Origin of the sequence: Rubrobacter aplysinae (assembly GCF_001029505.1) — a bacterium.
In the GTDB taxonomy this organism is placed as follows: Bacteria; Actinomycetota; Rubrobacteria; order Rubrobacterales; family Rubrobacteraceae; genus Rubrobacter_A; species Rubrobacter_A aplysinae.
On the sequence record NZ_LEKH01000001.1, the window covers coordinates 172,872 to 188,553 of the forward strand.

A 15,682-nucleotide genomic window follows, 5' to 3' on the forward strand; every position below is an offset into this window, starting at 1 on the left:
GGTAGAAGTTACCAGTTGAGACACGTCTCTCTGTACCGCAAGTGGCGGCCGAGGAGTATGGCCCAGATCGTGGGCCAGGAGCCGGTCGTGCGTACGCTGGGCCGCGCCATAGACACCGGCCGCGTCTCCCACGCCTACCTGTTTAGCGGTCCGCGAGGCACCGGGAAGACCTCGACGGCCAAGGTGCTCGCGATGGGGCTCAACTGCCGTAACTCCGACGGTCCTACCTCCGAGCCTTGTGGGGAGTGCGAGAGCTGCCGGGCTATAGCGGGCAACTCCTCGCTCGACGTGCTGGAGATGGACGCGGCGTCGAACCGGGGGATAGACGAGATCCGGGAGCTGCGCGACAAGGTGAACCTCGCCCCTTCCTCCGGGCGGTACAAGGTGTACATAATAGACGAGGTCCACATGCTCACGACGGAGGCGTTCAACGCCCTCCTGAAGATGCTCGAAGAGCCGCCCGAGCACGTGATCTTCGTCCTCGCCACCACGGAGAAGCACCGGGTGCTGCCCACGATCATCAGCCGCTGCCAGTCCTTCGACTTTCGGCGGCCCGGCGTGCAGGTACTCGCGGATAAGCTCTCGGAGATAGCCGCCGCCGAGGAGATAGAGGCCGAGTCAGAAGCGCTGACCATTATCGCGCGCGCCGGCGGCGGCTCGTTCCGGGACGCCGAGGGGCTACTGGACCAGCTCGCCTCGTTCGCCGACGGGCCGATCACGGCCACGATGGTCCGGGACCTGCTCGGCAGCGCGGGCACCGGGGTGCTCGCCGAGACGGTGGACGCCCTGCACGAGCGCCGCACCGCCGACGCCCTGCGCCTACTAGACCGGATCTCCAACGAGGGCCGCGATCTCGGCCAGTTCACCGGCGAACTGCTGGAGCACCTGCGGCGCGTCATGCTCTTCCCGCACGCCCCAGAGGTCGCGTTGGCCGAGGTGGGAGAGGCCGGAGAGGAGCGCGACCGCTTGCAGACCCAGGCCGGGACCATCCCTACCGCCGAGGTCGTTCGCTTCGTGGATACGCTAGGCGCGTCCCTGGGCCGCGCCAAGCGCGGCGGCGACCCCAAGCTGGAGCTCGAGCTCACCTTTCTCCGGCTCACCCGCGACTATGCCGAGCCCTCCGTGGAGGCGCTGATGGCCCGCATCGAGGCCCTGGAAGGCGCGCTCGCAAACGGAGATAAGGCCGCGGCGGAGGCCCCGCAGTCTGCCGCCACGCCGGAGCCGGATGCGACTGAGCCTCCTCGTGAAAAGCCCGTACCTCCCGGAGAACGGGAGGGGGCGTCTGCGGAGACGGACCCCGCCGAGACGGACCCCGCCGAGACGGACCCCGCCGAGGCGCCACCGGCGGCTCCCAACGAGCCCGTCGCCAAGCCTTTGGCTTCGGAGCCGGAGGATTCGAAAGAGCCGAAAGAGCCGAAAGAGCCGAAAGAGCCGAAAGAGCCTGATCCACCGGCAGAGGCACCGGGAGGAGACGGCGCGCAGCGCGTCGCGGCGCAGTGGCCGGCGGTGATCCAAGAGCTCAAGCGCAACCGGCAGGCACTGACCGCGGCGGTGTACGAGGAGGCCCGCGTCCGGGAGTTCGACGGCTCCGTCCTCAAGCTCGTCTTCCCCGAGGAGCAGAGCTTCTACGTCGGCATGGCCAACGACCGCAAGCACGCCGACGAGCTGGGCAAGGTGCTGGAGGGACGCCTCGGGGAGCGGCCCCGGCTGGAGATCTCGGCGTACGACGGCGACGCGCCTCCCGCCTCCGCTCCTACCCGGGCCCCGGCCGATAATCCCGAGCCCGTCCCGGAAGAGCCGCCACTAGAGACCCCCGAGCCGCCCGGTACCCCGGAAACCGGGGAAGGGCCGAGCATGGTGGACCGGGGCCACGTGGCGGAGCCCGGTAACCCCCACGTGGGAGACGAGGCGGGGCCCGGAGGCCCCTCGGGGGCGACGGACGCCGCGGAGAGCACAGGGCCCGATGATATAATCCGGGACCCGCGGGAGGTGGTCGAGATGGCCCGCCAGAGGTTCGGAAACTCTAGCGGTTCCGGCCGGGACACGACTCAGAGAGGTGGAGGTAGCTAGCATGGGTGGCAAGAAGGACATGAACAAGATGATGCAGCAGGTCCAGCAGATGCAGCAGCAGATGCAGGAGGCCCAGGAGGAGCTCGCCAAGGAGACCGTTACCGGCTCCGCGGGCGGCGGCGCGGTTAAGGCCACCGTGACCGGCGCGCTGGAGCTTACCTCCGTCGAGATAGACCCGGGCGTCATGGACCCTGAGGACCCGGAGATGCTACAGGACATGGTGCAGGCCGCCGTCAGCGAGGCCCTAAACGGCGCCCAGGAGATGTCCTCCCAGAAGATGGGCGGTATCACGGGCGGCCTCGGCGACATGGGCATCCCCGGGCTCTAGGGGGCTCGGGACCACCTTTGGCGACCTACGCGAGGCCCGTCGAGCGCCTCATTACCGAGCTCTCAAAGCTACCTTCCATCGGGCCCAAGAGCGCCCAGCGTATCGCCTTCCACATCGTGCGCGGCCCCGGCGAGGACGCCTACGGGCTGGCTGAAGCTCTACGTGAGGTGAAGGATAGGATTCGGCCGTGTAAGCGGTGCTTCAACCTCACCGAGGAGGAAGAATGCGACATCTGCCGCGACGCGCGTAGGGACGCCGCCGTGATCTGCGCGGTCGAGGACCCGTACGACATCGGGTCCATCGAGAAGACCGGCGAGTACCGAGGGCTGTACCACGTGCTGGGGGGCTCGCTCTCGCCGCTGGACGGTATAGAGCCCGAGGACCTGCGTATCGCCGAGCTCGTGGACCGGGTAAAGCAGGAGGGGACCGGGGAGATAGTGGTCGCGACCAACCCCAATACCACCGGAGAGGCGACGGCCCTGTACATCGCCGAGGAGGTCAAGGATCTCGGCGTGCGGGTCACCGCTCTCGCCAGTGGCCTGCCCGTCGGCGGCGACCTGGAGTACGCCGACGAGGTGACGCTCGGGCGCGCCTTCGCCGGACGACGCCAGCTCTAGATCCCCGAGATGAACCCCGGATGAACTCACTCGTCTCCCTCTCGCGCGAGACCGTCGAGAGTATCGGCGAGACGGTGGCGACGTTGCCGCCGGGCGAGGCGAGCATGGTGGAGCGTCCCGAGCTTCATTCCGACCTCTCCGCCGCGCTGGACCGCATCGGGATAGGCAAGCTGTACTCCCATCAGGTAGAGGCCTACGAGCGCCTCGCCGCCGGGGAGAACGTGATCGTCTCGACCGCCACGGCGAGTGGGAAGTCGCTGTGCTACAAGATCCCGGCCTTCCAGCGCGTGCTGGAGAGCAGATCCAGCCGGGCGCTGTTTCTGTACCCGACGAAGGCTCTGGCCCAGGACCAGCTCGGCAAGATAGGGGGATTCGGCCTGAAGCGCGTGCACCCGGCGACCTACGACGGCGACACCCCGCGCGAGCTGCGCGCCGACCTCCGCCGCCGCTCGAATGTCCTCCTGACCAACCCGGACATGCTTAACATGGGCATCCTGCCCTCGCACGAGTCCTGGGCGGACTTCTTCCGGAACCTGGAGGTCATAGCGGTAGACGAGGCGCACGTCCTGCGCGGCGTCTTCGGCTCGCACGTCGCCGCCGTGCTGCGGCGCCTGCGCCGGGTCGCGAATATACACGGAGCAGACCCGAAGTTCGTACTGACCAGCGCAACCATCGCTAACCCGCAGGAGCTGGCGGAGACCCTTACCGGCCTGCCGTTCTCTCTCGTAGAGAACGACGGCGCGTCCTCCGGCGAGCGGCGGGTAGTGTTTCGGAATCCGCCGCTTCTGGACGAGGAGAAGGGCGAGCGGAGGAGCCTGCTCGTAGAGGGGGCCGGCGTGTTTTCGGAGCTAGTGGGGCGCGGGGTGAGGACCATCGCCTTCGCAAACACGAGGAAGGCGGCGGAGCTGATCTACCGCTACGCCGCCGACCGGCTCGGCAAAGGCGCGGCGGACAAGATCACACCCTACCGCGCCGGATACACGCCCCGGGAGCGGCGCGAGATCGAGGGCAAGCTGTTCCGGGGAGAGCTTCTCGGCGTGGTCTCCACCAACGCGCTGGAGCTCGGCGTGGACGTGGGCGCTCTGGACGCCGTGGTCTGCTGCGGCTACCCGGGCTCCGTAGCCTCCATCTGGCAGCAGTGGGGGAGGGCCGGGCGCGGCGAGGGCCCGGCGCTCGCGGTGTACATCGCCGGGCGGGACGCCCTGGACCAGTACCTCTTCGAGAACCCCGAGCGGGTGATGGGGCGCCGCGTCGAGGCGGCCCGCGTCACGCTGGAGAACCCCTACATTCTCGGCCCGCATCTGGCGGCGGCCGCCCACGAGGCGCCGCTGGACGCCGACGACGAGGAGTTCTTCGGTCCCCGTTACCGTGAGGTTGCCAAGGGCCTGATGGACGAGCGCAAGCTGGCCGGGAGCGGCGGGCGGCTCGTGTACGCCCGCGGGGACCGTCCGGCGGCGGGCATCTCGCTGCGCTCGGCTTCCTCGGCTGCGGTCATGATCGCCGACGAGGAGGGGGAGGTGATCGGTAACGCCGAGGCCTCCCGCGCGCCCTCCGAGCTGCACCCGGGCGCTACCTACCTGCACCGGGGCCGCTCCTACGAGGTAGACGACCTGGACCTCGAGAAAGGCCGCGCCCTCGCAAAGCCCGCCACGGGCCGCTACTACACCAAGCCCCGCATCGACACCGACGTGGAGATAGTCGAGGAAGAGGAGCGGCGGGAGCTCTCGGGCGGCGCCGTGCTGTGCCGGGGCGCCGTCCGCACCACCGACGCCGTCACCCACTACAAGAAGGTGCAGGTCGCCGACGAGAAGGAGGTCGGGGTGTATCCGCTGGACCTGCCCGAGGTCACGCTGGATACGCAGGCGCTCTGGCTCACGCTCCCCCCGATACCCCGGGGCGAGAGCGTGAGCTTCGAGAGCTTCGGTGGAGCCCTGCACGCCGCCGAGCACGGCACTATCGGACTGCTGCCGCTCTTCGCCATGTGCGACCGCTCGGATATAGGCGGCCTCTCTACCCCGACACACCGCCAGACGCTGCTGCCCACGGTCTTCGTCTACGACGGATATCCGGGCGGCGTGGGCATCTCGCAGCGCGGCTACGAGGAGTTCGAGGCGCTTGCCCGCGACACGCTGGGCGTCATCACCCGCTGCCCGTGCGAATCTGGCTGCCCGGGCTGCATACAGTCGCCCAAGTGCGGCAACTGGAACGAGCCGCTATCCAAGGACGGCGCGGTACAGGTGTTGCGCTACGCCCTCGGCCAGGTGGACCGCTACCCGACGCTATAGGGGGCTCCGGGCCGTGGGGGCGACGGTTGTGTACCATTCGGGCCGGCGGCAGGGCTAAGAAAAGGGGAGAACAAGATGACCGAATCTGGAGACCTCACAGGCAGGGTGGCGCTCGTTAGCGGCGCGAACCGGGGGATAGGGTTGGAGATCTCCCGGCGTCTCGCGGCAGAGGGTGTCACCGTCCTCGTCGGGGCGCGCGACGAGGAGAAGGCCGGCAGGGCCGTGGACGAGATCTCCGCCCCGAACCACGACCTCCGCCCGCGTGTGCTCGACGTGACCGACGAGGAGAGCATCGAGCACCTTATACAGAGCGTTGAGAGGGAGTTCGGGCGGCTGGACATCCTGGTAAACAACGCGGGCGTCGCCCTGGACAAGGGCGTGAGCGGGGAGAATATAGACCTCGGCGTGGTGCGTGAGACGCTGGAGATCAACCTGCTGGGAGCCTGGGGTCTCTCGCAGGCCGCGATCCCGCTGATGCGCCGGAACGGCTACGGGCGCATCGTGAACGTGTCGAGCGGCCTCGGCGCGCTGGAGGATATGGGCGGCGGCGCGCCCGCATACCGGATCTCCAAGACCTCCCTGAACGCCCTTACCCGCATCCTCTCCTCCGAGCTGCGCGGCACCGGAATACTCGTAAACTCGGTCTGCCCCGGCTGGGTCCAGACCGGGATGGGAGGCTCGAACGCCTCCCGGCCCGTGGAGGAGGGCGCGGAGACGCCGGTGTGGGCCGCCACCTTACCGGCGAACGGCCCGACCGGCGGCTTCTTCCGGGACCGGCGTCAGATCCCCTGGTAGGCCTCCGGGAAAGAGAGGGAGGACTGTCCTGGACCGGCCCTCCCTCTCGTGCTACTCAGGCGGATACAATCCTCACGGAGTCCGCCACCACGTATCCCTTGCCGCCGGTCCAGCGCGAGACGCGGACGTTCTCGCGGTCCCCGGCGGCCATCTCGAATGTCCCCAGGGTTACCCACTCGCCGCCGTTCCTACGCTGGTCCACCCGGACCCACTCCAGCCCGGAGGTGGTGTTTATCCCGACGGGGGTCGAGGCGTTGTAGCCCGAGGTCGAGGGCCACCAGGCCTGCACCTCGTATCTCCCCGTGGAGGGCACCTTGAACCTGTAGCGTGCCGTATCGTTCCTGGCGGCGGGCTTGGTGTAGCGGTAGTTCTTGCCATACCTCTCGCCGCTCCAGCTACTCGCCTTCCAGCCCCTGGACGCGGAGAAGCGTCCTGAGGCGTTGTCCACTATCTGCTCGTAGCCGCCGGAGGCCGAGCCCGAGAAATCCCGGACGTACCCCAGGTATTTGTTCCAGTCCCAGTAGCGGCCCGGGTCGGTGTGGGACGCGCCGGACACCTCGTTGTGGCCGAAGATGTGATCGCGGTCCGCCGGTATGTTGAACCGGTCGCAGAGGTACGCGGTTAGCCGGGCGGAGGAGCGGTACATCGCGCCCGTAAACCAGCTAGGGTCCGAGACGTATCCCTCGTGCTCTATGCCCACGCTCCTCCGGTTTACCGTCCAGTTGCCCGCGTGGTAGCCGATGTTTAGCTCACTCAACGACTGCCCGAGCTTCCCGTCCGAGGACCGTACGGTGTAGTGGGCGGACACGCCGGCGCTCGGGTTCTGGAACCAGTTCAGGGCGCTGGACCACGAGCCCTGGGTAACGTGGATGACCACCCAGTCTATCGGGTCGGAGGCCGGGCGATTAGCGGAGGTAAAGTTGTTCGGGTGTGCCGGATACCATACTGTGGAGGGTTCTTTAGCCATTAGTCTCCTACCTTCCTGGACCTGATGAGCCTACGGGTTTCCTAGCCTACGGGAGCCAGCGTAACCCGCTCGCCGGTGCTGATCGCCTTTGAGGCGCCGCTTTGCAGGGTCTGTATTACCTGCTCCACGTAGAGCTCTCCAGCCCCCACGCCGGCCACCGCGCTCCCGTTCAGGCCTCTCCTTACGGCGGCGAGGTCCTCGGTAAGTCCGTCTAGCGATTCGGGCACCGGCTCCGAGGCCTCCGCCAGGAGAGCGGCCCCGCCGAGGATGTTCGCGGCGCGGTCCGTCTTTAGCGTCCCTTCCGGGAGCCCCGTCAAGCTGGCGGCGTCGCCCAGGGTATCCGTGGTCGGGTTCTTTACCAGGGCCATGATCCCGTAAGTCCCCCGGCCCTCGCTCTCTCCGGGGTCGTAGGCGTTGGTCCGGGGCGGGGGCATCTCCCAGCGGGTATTTACGTAGCCCATGGCTATGAGCACCTTGACCGACACGTTGTACTCTGTGGCCGCCTTCTCGAACTCCCGGCGGAGCGAGCCGCCTCCCGAGTCCTGCGCCAGCGCGCGGCCGGCTCCGGCGAAGCCGCCCCCAATAACGGCCGCCCCCGCGAGGCCGGCGCCGCCTAGCTTGAGAAATTCCCTACGCTCCATCTCCCCGGAGCCTGCTCCGGGATACTCGTCCTTCATCCCCCTCCTTCTGTGGCTCTTTCTGTGGCTCTCTGCATACTGCGCGTAAGGCCGGAGCTCCCTCTTGCGCCCCGCCTCTCTCGCGCATTACCCGCACATTACTTCAGGTACCTCTTCGTCACATACAATGTATATTTTAAGCCATACCGACCGCCCCGCCGCAACAGGCACGACATGTCGTACATAAACCTTGCAAGAGCACCATTTCAGGCGGTGTCGTGCCGAAGCGCCGCATCCTGTGGGTAAGGGGAGCGTCTCCCGCACAATCCCGCATAATGTCGAGTCCGAGATCCAGGCGACGAGATAGGAGGCGAGTTGGGCGAGGCGCACGACGAGACCTTTCCGGGGAGCGGCCTCGACCAGGGCAGCATAGAGCGGCTCGGGAGCCCGCTGGCGCGCCAGGTAGAGGTACACGAGGCGCTGGGCTCGACGCAGAGCCGGGCCCGGGAGCTCGCCCACGCGGGACCGGAGGACGCGCCGCACGGCACGCTGGTCGTCTGCGGCGTCCAGACCGGGGGCCGGGGGCGGCAAGGCCGGGTGTGGGGGTCTCCCGCCGGCGGGCTGTGGATGTCCGTGGTGCTACGCCCGGATCTCACCGCCGGAGAGGCGTACAGGGTTACCCAGGCCGCCGCCGTCGGGGTGGCGAAAGCCCTCTGGGAGCTCGGGGTCGAGGCGCGCATCAAGTGGCCCAACGACCTGCTCGTGGACCCGGATGGAGAGGAGGGGGGACGCAAGATCTGCGGCATCCTCGCCGAGTCGAGCGTCGGGGAGGCTTCCGGCCGCTCCGGGCGGGCCGTCGCCCAGGACCCCGGCGGCCGTCCGGTGGACCACGTCGTGCTCGGTGTCGGCCTGAACGCTAACCTAGATCCCGTGGATCTCGGCGTGGAGCCCGGCGAGGCGGCGACGGTCAGCTCGGAGCTCGGCGGGGAGGTGCATCTCCTGGCGCTGCTCGCCAAGATCCTCTCCCGCCTCGACCACGAGCTCTCGCGCGTCACCGGGAACTTCGCGGCCATACTCGACGACTGGAAGGCCCTCGACTGCACCATCGGCGAGCGCGTCCGCGTGCAGAGCTTCGGAAATGAGATACAGGGGAGGGCGGTGGACCTCACCCCCGGGGGTGCCCTGATAATCCAGGGCCCGCGAGGCAAGGTGGAGGTCTTCGAGGGCGATGTTCAGCGTCTCAGACGGGAAATATGATCCGGGGGGTGCGCCTGGGAGGATTCGAACCTCCGGCCCACGGTTTAGGAAACCGTTGCTCTATCCCCTGAGCTACAGGCGCTTGAACTTGATTAGTCTATCTTAGAGTAGGGCGACCTTCCAGCCAGAGTGAGATGAGCTACAGGCGTCCTGAGCGTATGATGCCGACGATCAGGGCGAGGCCGAGCACGGCTGCGAACACGAAGCCCACGAGGCCGAAGATGTTCACGCCGAGCAGGACGAGGCCGCTCTGGTTGAAGACGCCGAGCAGCGAGGAGCCGACCACGAGCGCCGCTATGAGGAGGGCGAGCACGAGCCGGTTCGCGAGGATGTCTACCTTCGAGATCAGCTCGTTGATGCCCCGGTGCTGGAAGCGGACCTCGATCTCGCCATCCTTGAGCTCGTTCAGCAGCGAGTGAAGCTGGCGCGGGTAGTCGGCGTAAGCGTCCGGCTGGGCCAGGCCCCGCGCGGTACGGGAGGCGACGTACGCCGGGTCCCGGTAGCGGGAGACCAGATCATCCGCCGCTCCGGCGGCCGCGGTTATCCCGGTCCGTTCTCCGCCGGTTGGTTGGTCGCCGGCCGGAGGGTCGCGCTGTAGGGCCTCGGCCTGTACCAGTGAGTCCGCCATGAGCGCGACCTCTCCGGAGAGCCGGACGCCGCCGAGGCGGCAGGCTTCGAGCGAGCGGTCCCGCGTCTCGGCCAGCGTGTTCTCCGCCCACAGCGGCCCGCCGAGCGAGCCCAGGACGCCGCGCAGGCTCCGGCGCAGCTCGCTCGTCTCGCGCGGGACGGACGCGCCGGTGGCCGGGAGGGACCGGATCACGCCGTCCGCGTCCCCGCGCCGGGCGCTCGCCAGCACCTCCGCCACGCCCCGCATCCTCTCCGGGTCGAGCGTGAGCATCTCCGTGGGATCGGCCAGCCACAGGACGCCGTCCGCGTCCACGGCGATTCTCTCGGGGACGAGGTCGGCCAGGGAGTAGCCTTCGAGGAGGGCGAGCCGGATCAGGGCCCGTCCCGCCTCCGGGTACCCTCCGCCGTCCGGCGCGGCCACCCCGGGGCGCTCGAAGGTGATGACGCGTTCGGTCGAGTAGTCCCGGTAGCTCCGGGGCACCCGGAGCCCGGTACCCTCAAGCTCCCGGAGGCGTCTCGCGTTCTGGGCGGCGGCGTACATGTCGCGGCGGTGGTTCATGTGGGCGGCGAAGTCCGCTACGATGCCAGTAGGGTCCAGCGGCAGCCGCTCGCCGAGCCTGCGGCGCGCGACGTCCGCGACCGGGCGCATGGCGAGCAGGTCCGGCCGCAGACCGGGCCGGTCCACGACCACCAGCGCCGGACGGTCCCCTGGCAGCACCGCCCGGTGAGACTGGGTCGCCACCCCCGAACGCACCGGCGTCTCCTCGAACTCGGGGAAGAGCCGCTCCAGCGGGCCGCCAAGCTCCTCCTCGACCACGCCCCGCACGCTCTCCGGCGTCAGCGGCTCCACCACCGGCCGGGCCCTGCGCAGCTCGCCGACGACCCCCGGCGGCAGCAGATCCCCCCGCGCTGAGACAAAGCGGCCCAACTCGACGAAGTTCGGGCCAAGCTCCTCAAAGGATAGCCTGAGACGGCGGCCTATGGCCTCGGGCTCCATCCGGCCACGGCCGCGCAGGGGTAAGCGGCGGCCCACGACGAAGTCGAAGTCGTAGCTCGCCCCGACCCGGAGGATACGGGCCGCCCTGCGGGCCGCGCCCTCCGGGAGACCCTTCGTTATGCGCTCTCCAGCCATCGGGGTGAGCATAGCAAAGTGTCGCCGCCACCCGGGGTTACGTTCCGGCTCTTGCTAGAATGGCCCCCGCACGTGGAGTTATAGAGAGCCGCCGAGAGGCTCGAAAAGGAGGCCCGTCTTGAAGTTCGCGCACACCTGTTACCGGGTGCTGGATCTCGACCGCAGCCTGGATTTCTACACGAACAAGATCGGGCTCGAGTACACCCGCAAGGCCCCCATCGGCAACGACGCCACCAATGCCTTCCTCTCCGTCCCCGGCGACGACGAGCCCCGCCTGGAGCTAACCCTCAACCACGACCGCGACGAGCCCTACCCGCTCGGCGAGGGCTACAGTCACATAGCCCTCCTGGTGGAGGACCTCGACGCCACCGCGCAGCGCCTCCAGGAAGCCGGTGGCGTGGACTTCGAGAGCGAGCCCCACGCGATGGGAAACAGCAGCACCCGCATCTTCTTCGTCCGCGACCCTGACGGCTACCGCATAGAGTTCATAGAGCGCGGCTAGCCCGGAAGTACGGGAGGCTTTCCCGGAGCCCCGGCAGAGCTTTATGGGAGCGGCCGAGGCTAAAGCCCCCATCCTTTTTGCCCGATAACTCGGGTAATGAGGTTACGGCTCAGAAACCAGTTTAGGCGGGCCCGCGGCGAGCGCGGCTTCACGCTGCCCGAGGTCCTCACGACCATCGCCATACTCGGCATCCTGATCGCCATAGCCATGAGCCTGTGGAACAGCGTGATCGAGAGCCGCCGGGTGGATAGTGCCGCCAACCAGCTAGCCTCCGATCTGCGTCTCGCACACACCAAAGCGACGAACCAGCTCACGGACTGGCGGGTGGTGCTCGTTAAGGATCGCGAAGGCGAACAACATGGGCCAGATTACTATCTGATAAAGCTGAAGGAGCCGTATAACGAAGATTCCGGTGGCACCCCGCAGCCAGAAGATTCCGGTAAGTTTATAGCCCGTACCTTCCCGGGGGACGTGAAAGCGGTCCAGACCTACGATGACCAGGGCGACGCTGACTACTCCACTGGGTACGTAGACCCCGAACCCAATGGTTCGGCTACCTCCACTTTGAGCTTCGAGTTCAATTCTGACGGCAGCGCGTGGACCTACCCGGGCGTAAGCGGCTCCGCCTGCGTAACCGTTGATGGAGATCCAGAACTCAAGACCACAGTCCTGTCCGCTACTTCGAGGGTGAAGGTCAAGGATGAGGACTGTTAGACAAAAGCTCGGAGAGGAAACAGGCTACTCGTTGATCGAGGTCGTGGTCGCGATTCTGCTGCTCTCGCTCGCGATAATCCCGATGGTCTCCATGTTCGATGCGGGGCTGCGGTCCGCCGTTCTGGGCAGCAACTACGACACGGCACGGGCCGCGGCCACGGAGCAGTTAGAGGAAATCAAGGCTCTCCCTTATGAGAGTGTGGTTACGAAGTATTCACCAGGAAGCTCGACTAGCTGCGACACGCCCGGCGTGGTCAGCAGTTGCAAGGTCACGACTGAGTATGTCAGCTTTCAGGGCCCCGATAACTCCGAGATCAAGAAAGTCTCTGGAGCCCACTCCATGATGCAGGTTAAGGTAGAAGTGGAGTGGGATGGGGGCGACAGCTCCTACACCACGACGGGTCTCCTGGCGGATGGTTCGGTTTGAGAAGAGGTATCGTCAGAGACGAGAGCGGCTTCACTCTGCCTGAGGTACTGGTAGCGATGGTAATGATGTTGACCGTGATGTTCGCGCTCTATTCCATATTCGACATGAGCCTACGGGTGTTTAGTTTCGGTAACGATAAGACGGAAGCCACCGAGAATGCTCGCATCGGGCTTGCCAAGATGGAGCGCGAGATTCGGGCCGCCTATCCGTACGACAAGGCCGATCCGGCTTCCCCGGACGAGACGCTGCTAGATACCTGGATGGAGGACGAAATCGTCTTCGGAAACGCTCTTAACGGAGACAGGACAATCGAGTGCCAGAGTGACGGCAGCGCCGAGTGCGAAACCATAGGCTACGAAGTGTACACGCCTGACGAAAGTGACACTGACGCCCTAGGCAGGTCTAACTCTCCCGCCATGATTAACCAGGCTGCGGTGGAGTACGTCGAGGACCTGAGCTTTACATACTACGATGAGAACGGAGATACCTTGACGCCCGGCAGCGCAGACGAGACTGATGTGGTCGCGGTCGGTATCAGCCTTGAGATCAAAGTGCCTGGAGACCCTCCACGTACGCAAGAATTATCCACCAGAGTCAGCTTGAGGAACAGAAGCTAACAGTGGATAAGCGACTGCTCAAAGACGAAGATGGAGTGGCGTTGGGTCTGGCCGTGATCCTGATCGTGATCGTGGGCGTTATGGGAGCAGGCCTGCTGGTCTTCGTCCGCAACGACCTCCAGGCCGTCGTCGAGGTAAATCAGGGTCAGGAGGCATTCGAGACAACCGAGGCCGGGGTGGAGGCCGCCAAGCGTCAGCTACTCTCCAACGCCTGTGCCGAGAGCTACGATGACTCTGTAGCAGGAACTTCTAACGAGGATAACGCATGCGCGGACGCTGCGGAGTCAGACTGGTCTTATGCGGCCATATCGGGCGAGAATGCCGATGCCGGCAAGACGCTCGACTTCGACGGTAAGAAGGTGGACGTAAGCATCCGTTGGCTGGAGCCCGCCACCAACGAAAGTGATACGGAAACAGAAGGGTTTACGCCGGTGGAGCAAGGAAATTACCCCGATAGTCGTGAGTATTTCGAGATAGAGTCTACCGGCAACTCGGAGAATGGAGATGCGCGGCGGAAGGTGGAGGCAATCTACCATACGACCAACCTCAACGTTCCTAATGCCTACTACACTCCCGAGAACATAGAGTTTAACGGCAACGTTCAAGTCAGCGGCGTAAGCTTCTTCGCCGGTGGAAACATAGAGGGCAGTCAGAGCGGTAACGTGAGCTTCGACCGCAACTCCTCCACTATCTACGGAGACTGGGATACCACCCAGTTCGAGCCGCCCTCCGACTACAACACCGAGCCGCGAGAGAACGCGGCAGGCAACGACATGGACGGGGCGGGGCTAGCCGCCGAGGGCGTGATCTGTGACGGTAAAAAGTGTGATCCCAGCGATAGCGTGGCCGGCGGCATCTACGACTACGATTCTACGACCGACAGTGTAGGATCGGGCAAGGAGTTTATCCGCAAGGACCCGCCCGACGCTCCACAGACGAACTCTGAGATTTCCTACCCGTTTATACCCAGCGAAGACATCAATGAGACCTTCGACATCGAGTTTCTTAGGGAAGAGGCCGAGAGACAGGGTAACTACTACCGAAGCTCATCAGCAGACATAGACAACGGAAACTATCCGGGCGACTCAGACGACCAGACGGTCTTCTTCTTGGATGCTCAGGGAGATAAGGGAGACCGTGAGTACAAGGTAAATACCGGGGGTGACAAGGCCGAAGGTATAATAATCGTCAAGGACGGTAACTTCAAGATATCCAACAGCTCTAATGGCTTCAACGGAGTCGTGATAATTACCGGAAACGGTACGGACACCGGATTCTATAAAAGTAGGGGTAACACTACCGTCGAGGGGTTCGTCGTCTCTGACGGAGATATGATACTCAGAGGCACCGTTGCTCCTCTGAAAGCGGGTGACTTTACCAATCGCCCTGGTTTCTACGGCGTCGAGCAGTGGAGCTGGCGCGAACTGTACGAGTAGTTGGGCTCCGGGCATTATCTTGCCCGACCGTTAGAATAGGAGCATGGAAGAAGAGCAACAGGTTTCGGGGCCGCTGCGGGTAGGCATGAGGTGGGGCGGTATCGGAGGGCTGGCCGGCTTTCTGGCTTCTCTGGTGCTGGCCTCTTTGGGCGGGCTCGTGGCGTCAGTTTTCGTCGGGATCGCGTGTGGGAGACGGGCCGCTGCCGCTGGTGACGAGAAACAGCAGGGGGGCAAGGCCGGTCTCGTCGGTGGCCTGATGGCCGCGCCGGTGTTCGTGCTCGGCGCGGCGTCCGGGGCGCTCGTGAGCGTGCGGGAGGTTGGGCTCGAGGAGCTGTCGTCCACCCTGGGTGATTTCTCGGGTATGCAGGTCTCCAGCCAGGAGGCGTGGGTACTAATCCTCGCCGGTCTCGCCTTCGCGGCGGTCGTGCAGGCCGGAGCCCTGGTACTATCCTCCGTGCTGGCCGCGTCGCGGACGGCGAAGAAGGAGGAGGATAAGGGGGAATAGCGAGAGAAAGAGAGGGGTTTGAAGGGCGTGGAGAGGGAGGGCCGCGGGGTCTCCCCGGCTGGCGATCAGCGGTCGGCGACCGGCCTCTGCCGTCAACCTAGCGCCAGTCGCCGCGTACCGGGAGGCGGCTGCTCCGGGCGGTGTATCTAGAACGCGTCGGGTGGACGTCCTTCCGAGCCTTCCTTCGCCTTCTCTCCCGCGCCTTCGCCGAAGATGAGGCCCTCGGTCTGCTCCTCCCGGGGCTCCTGTCCGGGCCGGGTGACGCCGGCTTCGGCTAGCTGGCGGTCCTTCTGGTAGCGGCGGACCGCGGCCTTGAGCGTGCCGAGGCCGAGCGTGGCGCACTTGGGGCGGGAGGCGACCACCTGACGGCCGAGCTTCTCGATCATCTCGTGGTAGTCGAGCTCCAAGATCTCGTCCATCGTGAGATCCTCCCCGTGTACCTGCTCCATGAGCATGCTGGCGGCGGCCATGCTGATGGTGCAGCCCTCGCCCTCGAAGGAGACGTCGTGCAGGTGCGCGTCGTCCTCGCCGCCCTTGACGTACATGGTCACCACGTCGCCGCAGCCGGGGTTACCGCCCGGCATCTGCACGTCGGGGGCGTCCATCACGGCCTTGTTCCGCGGCCGCTCGTAGTGGTCCAAGAGTATCTGAATCTGCATCTGCCGGTCCACGCCGTGCCTCCTGCTTTCTTCTTGCTCTCCCTGCCCTCGCCGAAGCTCTGATCCCACCGCTTTTTTGCAACTCCTGAGAGCTTCTATATTAACGCACGCCCGGCGAGCCGTAGCA

16 protein-coding genes and 1 tRNA gene are annotated in these 15,682 nt (G+C 65.9%); 12 read left to right on the plus strand and 5 right to left on the minus strand.

Translation table 11 applies throughout. The annotated features are described in order from the left end of the window. Nucleotides 1-15 precede the first annotated feature (15 nt). The 5 genes from dnaX to ABD53_RS00930 all read left to right on the plus strand — a co-directional run bounded on the left by dnaX (nt 16) and on the right by ABD53_RS00930 (nt 6,095). A complete protein-coding gene (dnaX, locus tag ABD53_RS15525; RefSeq protein ID WP_152670512.1) occupies nt 16-2,070 on the plus strand; it encodes a DNA polymerase III subunit gamma/tau in 2,055 nt (684 codons plus the stop codon). A gap of 1 nt (nt 2,071) precedes the next feature. Beyond that, nucleotides 2,072-2,398: a YbaB/EbfC family nucleoid-associated protein gene (locus ABD53_RS00915; RefSeq protein WP_047863844.1), complete on the plus strand. Its 327-nt coding sequence runs from the start codon at nt 2,072-2,074 to the stop codon at nt 2,396-2,398. 17 nt (nt 2,399-2,415) lie between these two features. Next, nucleotides 2,416-3,015 carry a recombination mediator RecR gene (gene recR / locus ABD53_RS00920; protein WP_047863845.1) on the plus strand — a complete coding sequence of 200 codons (600 nt, stop codon included), beginning with the start codon at nt 2,416-2,418 and terminating at the stop codon, nt 3,013-3,015. 20 nt (nt 3,016-3,035) lie between these two features. Further along, complete coding sequence (locus ABD53_RS00925) at nt 3,036-5,300, plus strand: DEAD/DEAH box helicase (protein WP_053057522.1); 2,265 nt, start codon at nt 3,036-3,038, stop codon at nt 5,298-5,300. A 75-nt stretch (nt 5,301-5,375) separates the two neighbouring features. Beyond that, nucleotides 5,376-6,095: an SDR family oxidoreductase gene (locus ABD53_RS00930; RefSeq protein WP_047863846.1), complete on the plus strand. Its 720-nt coding sequence runs from the start codon at nt 5,376-5,378 to the stop codon at nt 6,093-6,095. Between the two features lie 55 nt (nt 6,096-6,150). Here ABD53_RS00930 and ABD53_RS15530 read toward each other — a convergent pair whose 3' ends face one another. Both ABD53_RS15530 and ABD53_RS15535 read right to left on the minus strand, forming a co-directional pair. Then, nucleotides 6,151-7,062 carry a golvesin C-terminal-like domain-containing protein gene (locus tag ABD53_RS15530; protein ID WP_053057523.1) on the minus strand — a complete coding sequence of 304 codons (912 nt, stop codon included), beginning with the start codon at nt 7,060-7,062 and terminating at the stop codon, nt 6,151-6,153. Between the two features lie 41 nt (nt 7,063-7,103). Continuing rightward, on the minus strand, nt 7,104-7,739 hold the full coding sequence (locus ABD53_RS15535) for a hypothetical protein (RefSeq protein ID WP_053057524.1): 636 nt from the start codon (nt 7,737-7,739) through the stop codon (nt 7,104-7,106). Nucleotides 7,740-8,054: 315 nt separating this feature from the next. On the opposite strand from ABD53_RS15535, the gene ABD53_RS00940 reads away from it, so the two are divergent. After that, nucleotides 8,055-8,936 carry a biotin--[acetyl-CoA-carboxylase] ligase gene (locus tag ABD53_RS00940; protein WP_053057525.1) on the plus strand — a complete coding sequence of 294 codons (882 nt, stop codon included), beginning with the start codon at nt 8,055-8,057 and terminating at the stop codon, nt 8,934-8,936. Nucleotides 8,937-8,945: 9 nt separating this feature from the next. Here ABD53_RS00940 and ABD53_RS00945 read toward each other — a convergent pair. Then, nucleotides 8,946-9,018: transfer RNA gene (locus tag ABD53_RS00945), tRNA-Arg, on the minus strand. 57 nt (nt 9,019-9,075) lie between these two features. Continuing rightward, nucleotides 9,076-10,695, minus strand: a complete 1,620-nt coding sequence (locus ABD53_RS00950; RefSeq protein ID WP_160309590.1) for an AarF/UbiB family protein — start codon at nt 10,693-10,695, stop codon at nt 9,076-9,078. A gap of 118 nt (nt 10,696-10,813) precedes the next feature. On the opposite strand from ABD53_RS00950, the gene ABD53_RS00955 reads away from it, so the two are divergent. The 6 genes from ABD53_RS00955 to ABD53_RS00980 all read left to right on the plus strand — a co-directional run bounded on the left by ABD53_RS00955 (nt 10,814) and on the right by ABD53_RS00980 (nt 14,896). Continuing rightward, nucleotides 10,814-11,197, plus strand: a complete 384-nt coding sequence (locus ABD53_RS00955) for a VOC family protein (RefSeq protein WP_047863848.1) — start codon at nt 10,814-10,816, stop codon at nt 11,195-11,197. 96 nt (nt 11,198-11,293) lie between these two features. Then, nucleotides 11,294-11,911, plus strand: coding sequence for a pilus assembly FimT family protein (locus ABD53_RS00960; protein ID WP_047863849.1), 618 nt, complete (start codon nt 11,294-11,296; stop codon nt 11,909-11,911). Beyond that, entirely contained in the window at nt 11,898-12,338 is a 441-nt protein-coding gene (locus tag ABD53_RS00965; protein ID WP_152670513.1) for a type IV pilus modification PilV family protein, read from the plus strand. Before ABD53_RS00960 ends, ABD53_RS00965 begins: the two co-directional genes overlap by 14 nt. After that, entirely contained in the window at nt 12,335-12,955 is a 621-nt protein-coding gene (locus ABD53_RS00970; protein ID WP_047863851.1) for a PilW family protein, read from the plus strand. Before ABD53_RS00965 ends, ABD53_RS00970 begins: the two co-directional genes overlap by 4 nt. A 2-nt stretch (nt 12,956-12,957) precedes the next feature. Beyond that, entirely contained in the window at nt 12,958-14,391 is a 1,434-nt protein-coding gene (locus tag ABD53_RS00975; RefSeq protein WP_152670514.1) for a hypothetical protein, read from the plus strand. Between the two features lie 43 nt (nt 14,392-14,434). After that, entirely contained in the window at nt 14,435-14,896 is a 462-nt protein-coding gene (locus tag ABD53_RS00980; protein ID WP_047863853.1) for a hypothetical protein, read from the plus strand. Nucleotides 14,897-15,042: 146 nt separating this feature from the next. Here ABD53_RS00980 and ABD53_RS00985 read toward each other — a convergent pair whose 3' ends face one another. Beyond that, complete coding sequence (locus ABD53_RS00985) at nt 15,043-15,567, minus strand: iron-sulfur cluster assembly scaffold protein (RefSeq protein ID WP_047863854.1); 525 nt, start codon at nt 15,565-15,567, stop codon at nt 15,043-15,045. Between the last annotated feature and the right edge of the window lie 115 nt (nt 15,568-15,682).